Below are 4560 nucleotides of genomic sequence, written 5' to 3'. Positions count from 1 at the left end.
AACGAGCAGTAACTTCAAGTACAAAAAATTCAAGCAGTCTTTTTTGTACTTTTTTACTTAGTTTACAATGGGTTATCTTCATAAAACTAGTATAACATGAGAGTTATTCTAGTACAGCCCCTAATTTTTTTTTGATGATGCCATGAATACCTCGTCCATTTTTAGCGCCGATCACTTCTTGACACAGTCTGTCTTGTCCATCGACGACTTATCGCAGTTGCAGCAGTGGCAGCAGGATGCTTTGCCCAAGATCTTTGATATCGTGCTGACGGCAGCGGCACTGCCCGAGCCATTGAATGCTGCGTGTCGTTATGCGATGTATAATGGCGGCAAACGCGTGCGGCCATTATTGGTATTGGCAAGTTTTTTGACGGTCTGTTCCTCTGCATCAAATACTGCCGAGCAGATGGCGATGGTTTATCGTGCGATGGCGGCAGTGGAGCTGATTCATGGCTATTCTTTGGTGCATGATGATCTGCCTTGCATGGATGATGATGCGCTTCGCCGCGGACAGCCGACTTGCCATGTGGTCTATGGTGAGGCGGTGGCGCTGTTGGCTGGTGATGCGCTGCTGTCGATTGCTTTTGAGTCTTTGGGCGCTACTTATCAAGCGAATGCTGCAGCAACTGATGTCAGCCTGCACTTAAGCCAAACTCTGGCGCCGCGCGCTCGGCGAATGGTCTCAGGACAGATGCTGGATATACAAGCAGAAGGACAGAGCATCGATCAAACATCGCTTGAGGCGATTCACCGCGATAAGACAGGCGCACTGATTGAGGCGGCGGTGCTGATGGGTGGCATCTGTGCTGGCGCTGACCGTGATCAGCTGCATCGCCTTAGCATCTATGCTCAGCAGGTGGGATTGGCTTTTCAAGTTCAAGATGATGTGCTGGATGTCATCGCCGATACCGCAACTCTCGGCAAGCCTGCTGGCAGTGATGAAAAGCTTGAAAAATCAACTTATGTCAAACTGTTAGGCATCGAATCAGCCCAACAATACGCCACTAGTTTATTTGATGATGCGCGCGCACAAGTGGCGGATTTTGGTGATAACAACTTATTAATCCAACTCATCGACTGGCTACAGCGGCGCCAATTTTAGCCCGATGACTGACCGATCACCAAGCCTAAAGCCATCCATTTAACAGATGCACTTGATCATATCCGCTAATCCGACCGTGAGTTAGTCTTGGTCACAAGCTTTGTCATCGCGACAGGCTTGGCCAGATCTGTCCCTGTATGCCATTGATATTCCACACCCATCGCATCGAGCATCTGATTGATGTTTTGAACACTGGTCTCATCCACCACCCAAGTCAGCAGATACAGATGCCAATGAAAATGCGTGAGCGTATGGCGCAGACTGGCTGTCGGTGTGGTCATCAGCGGCAGCAGCTCGGTGAATCCTGACACCATGAGATCCTCACCGTCATCGGTTTGCCAAGCTCTCATCACAGTCTCTTTGAACGCTTGTGCATCAAGCCCACTTTTGGCATCACTTGCCAGAGGTAGCAGCGGCAAGCACCACAGACCATCCCAAATACCGCCACCATTTTGGCGATGAATCCACAGATCTTGTCCTTGATGATGCACTCTGATCACGGCACTGTGGCGATGCGGCTTGGGTGCAGCTTTTTTCTTAATGGGCAATAGGTGCTGACTGCCATGTTTATGAGCAATACAGTCTTTTGATACAGGGCAGCGCTCGCATTTGGGCTTGGTGCGCGTGCAAATGGTTGCGCCCAGATCCATCATTGCTTGGGCGTATTTGCCGCTGTGATCGCGCGGCGTCAATGCAGTGGCAAGCGTCCACAGCTTGGCATCGGTGGCGCTCTTGGTGATATCATCAGTGATGCCGCGATGGCGTGCCAGTACGCGCTTAACATTACCGTCACAGATCACCCCAAAGCCGCGCACGCCCATAGCCACGATCGCGCCTGCTGTCGAGCGCCCGACACCTTTGATGGCTTGCCATTCATCCACGGTCTGAGGAAATCGATGGTTTTGATGGATAAATGCCACCACTTGTTTGGCGCCTGCATGAAGATTTCGGGCGCGTGCATAGTAGCCAAGCCCTGCCCAATAAGGCGCGATCTCTTGCCAATCGGCCGATGCCAGCGCCTCCACCGTCCCAAAACGCTGCAAAAATCGTTCATAATAGCCCAGCACCGTTGCCACCTGTGTCTGCTGGAGCATGATCTCAGACAGCCAGACGGCATAGATATCGGCGCTGCTGTGCTGATGATATTGCCACGGCAAATCATGCCTGCCCTCGCGCTCAAACCATTCAAGCACCCGAGCGCCAAAGCTCGTCAAATCATCTATGGCTGGATAAGCTGCCATCAGCTCATCGCTTTTGGTTGTTGTCATATCAAAAAGCTGTTAAAATAAAAATTTGCATTATAAAAAGCTTTAGCACCAATTACAATCACCGACAGCCAATTTAATGACCCATCCTGCCTACCATGGCCACATGACAGATTCAGCCACCCCAATGCCGCCCAAAAACCACTCAAAGCCCTTTACCATCGCTGCTTGTTTGATATTTTTGGCATCGCCTGTACACGCCACCACCTCACCCCAAGTGCTTGAGGAGATCGGCAGCACAGTCAGCACCACCATCAAACAGACCCTGATCAAAAGCACCGAGCGCGACCAATTATATCAAAGTAGCGCAGATGAAGCCCAACAAGGCATTTCCATCAGTGTGCAGAGCTTTGATGATGAGTTTGTTGACTGCCGCGACCAATTTGCCGAACAGACAGCACCAACCTTGGTGGGTCGTCAAGGCGAACGCTTAAGCGCTATGGTGCGTGCGTTGTGCTTTGAGGGTTTTGCCACGCTGCATTCAGGCATTGCTCGTACACCGCTGTGGTCTGCCTCGCATCTGACCAAGGCACGCGTGCGTGATGCCAGAACACTGGTGCGCTCCGACAGCTTTCGCCCTGAGCTGCGTCTGCCGGCGGCCGAACGCGCCGAACTTGCCGATTATCGCCGCTCAGGTTTTGACCGCGGCCACATCGCACCCAATGGCGATATGCCAAATCCAGATGCTCAGTATGCAAGCTTTAGCCTTGCCAATATCGCTCCCCAAAATGGCGAGCACAACCGCAATGTCTGGCGCCATATCGAGATCGCCACTCGCACCCTAGCCATGCAGCATGATGAGGTGTTCGTGGTGACGGGCGTGGCATTTTTGGGGAACACGAGCGAACGCATCGGTGGTCGCGTGTTGGTGCCGAGTCATTTTTTTAAGGCGGTGTATATCCCAAGCCTATCGGCCGCTGGCGTTTATTTTTCTGCAAATGACAGCACGGGCAGTTATCAGATCATCAGCTTAGATGAGCTGGCCGAGCGCACAGGCATCAATGCCATGCCTGCCCTATCCAAGGACATCCGCCAAATCGCCCATACGCTGCCACAGCCCATGAACGAAGCCCAAGCCGAGCGCGTGCTACTGGACAGCCAAAGCAAAAGCTGGCTACAATTTGCTGTCAGTGCTGTACGCTATGTGGTGGAATTTTTAAATCGTGCCTAATGGAACTTATGATGATTGACCCCTTCAAAAACGACAGCCAAGTGCTGAACATCGGCGGACTGTGTATCGAAAATGGCCTAGATTCCATACAGATCTATGGCGAGCTGATCATTCGCCCAGACCAAGACGGACTCACCCAAGCCAAAGCCTTGCATGAATTTGCTCAAGCACTGATTTTGGCGTTGGAGCAGCCCATCACCGCCCAAGATCACAGCGCCCCGCCATCGCCTGAGCGCATTGACAATCCTTTTGCATGATTATCAAGCCAAAACTGGCGACTCCCAAGCTGTATCAGCTTCGGCAGCGCACTGATGATCAGCAGCAAAAACTCACAAAAAGTTACCAAAAAGTATTTACAAATCGTCCAAAGCTTGGTTATAATGCCAATAAGCTTTCAAATGAAATATTTGTATAGTCAATATCAGCCATCACTTTCATGACTGTCTCAGTCACGGGCAAGAAAAAGGAGTTTATTATGAAACTTAGCAGCAAAATCATCGCATTGGGCGCAGGTTTGTTGGTATCAGCAAGCGCAATGGCAGCCGACCCTATCGTTGGTAAATGGAAAATGAGCGAAAAAGGTGAAGAAAAAGCCATCCTCACCATCAGCCAGTCGGGCAATAACTATGTTGGCGTGATGACCAAGGGTTTGACTGATAAAGCCAAAAAACGCGAAGGCGCGACTGTTTTGACTGACATCAGCAGCCAAGGCGGCGGCAAATATAAAGGCAAAGGCGCGCACCCAACGCTGCCAATCAAAGGCAATGTAAATATCACGGTGAATGGCAATAACATCACCATCAAGAGCATCGCTGGCACCCAAACAGGCGTGCGTCAATAAGTTTAAATTCATACTGAGTAAGCTGCATCAAGCATGATGCAAAAAAATACACCGTATATTTGAACCGACCCCCAATTCTTAGACACCAGTTTAAGATTAACGGTTAAGGTTTAATAAAGGACTGAGTTCTGTATTGTACAGGACTCAGTCCTTTTAATTTTACTTTTATTCTATCATGATT

Annotated in this window: 6 protein-coding genes and 1 pseudogene; 4 read left to right on the top strand and 3 right to left on the bottom strand. The window is 50.3% G+C overall.

Going from position 1 to position 4560, the window contains the following annotated elements; translation table 11 throughout:
- Window positions 1-82, bottom strand: a pseudogene (locus tag AZ602_RS09820) (IS1595 family transposase); the annotation flags it as partial.
- Between the two features lie 60 nt (window positions 83-142).
- Here AZ602_RS09820 and AZ602_RS09815 point away from each other — a divergent pair.
- On the top strand, window positions 143-1102 hold the full coding sequence (locus tag AZ602_RS09815; protein ID WP_103034735.1) for a polyprenyl synthetase family protein: 960 nt from the start codon (window positions 143-145) through the stop codon (window positions 1100-1102).
- A 65-nt stretch (window positions 1103-1167) separates the two neighbouring features.
- Here the strand turns inward: AZ602_RS09815 and mutY are convergent, their stop codons facing one another.
- Window positions 1168-2370, bottom strand: coding sequence for an A/G-specific adenine glycosylase (gene mutY / locus AZ602_RS09810; protein ID WP_103034734.1), 1203 nt, complete (start codon window positions 2368-2370; stop codon window positions 1168-1170).
- Between the two features lie 103 nt (window positions 2371-2473).
- Here mutY and AZ602_RS09805 point away from each other — a divergent pair, with 103 nt between their 5' ends.
- The 3 genes from AZ602_RS09805 to AZ602_RS09795 all read left to right on the top strand — a co-directional run bounded on the left by AZ602_RS09805 (window position 2474) and on the right by AZ602_RS09795 (window position 4379).
- Window positions 2474-3538 (top strand): DNA/RNA non-specific endonuclease, encoded by a 1065-nt coding sequence (locus AZ602_RS09805; protein ID WP_227525217.1) that lies wholly within the window; start codon window positions 2474-2476, stop codon window positions 3536-3538.
- Window positions 3539-3549: 11 nt separating this feature from the next.
- Window positions 3550-3795 (top strand): hypothetical protein, encoded by a 246-nt coding sequence (locus tag AZ602_RS09800; RefSeq protein WP_103034733.1) that lies wholly within the window; start codon window positions 3550-3552, stop codon window positions 3793-3795.
- 218 nt (window positions 3796-4013) lie between these two features.
- Window positions 4014-4379, top strand: coding sequence for a hypothetical protein (locus AZ602_RS09795; protein ID WP_103034732.1), 366 nt, complete (start codon window positions 4014-4016; stop codon window positions 4377-4379).
- A gap of 103 nt (window positions 4380-4482) precedes the next feature.
- Here the strand turns inward: AZ602_RS09795 and AZ602_RS09790 are convergent.
- On the bottom strand, window positions 4483-4560 hold a 78-nt coding region (locus tag AZ602_RS09790), incomplete at its 5' end, for an IS3 family transposase (RefSeq protein ID WP_146025225.1).

It is taken from the genome of Moraxella sp. RCAD0137 (genome assembly GCF_002894025.1).
In the GTDB taxonomy this organism is placed as follows: domain Bacteria; phylum Pseudomonadota; class Gammaproteobacteria; order Pseudomonadales; family Moraxellaceae; genus Moraxella; species Moraxella porci.
This window is presented reverse-complemented; position numbering and strand designations above follow the sequence as displayed.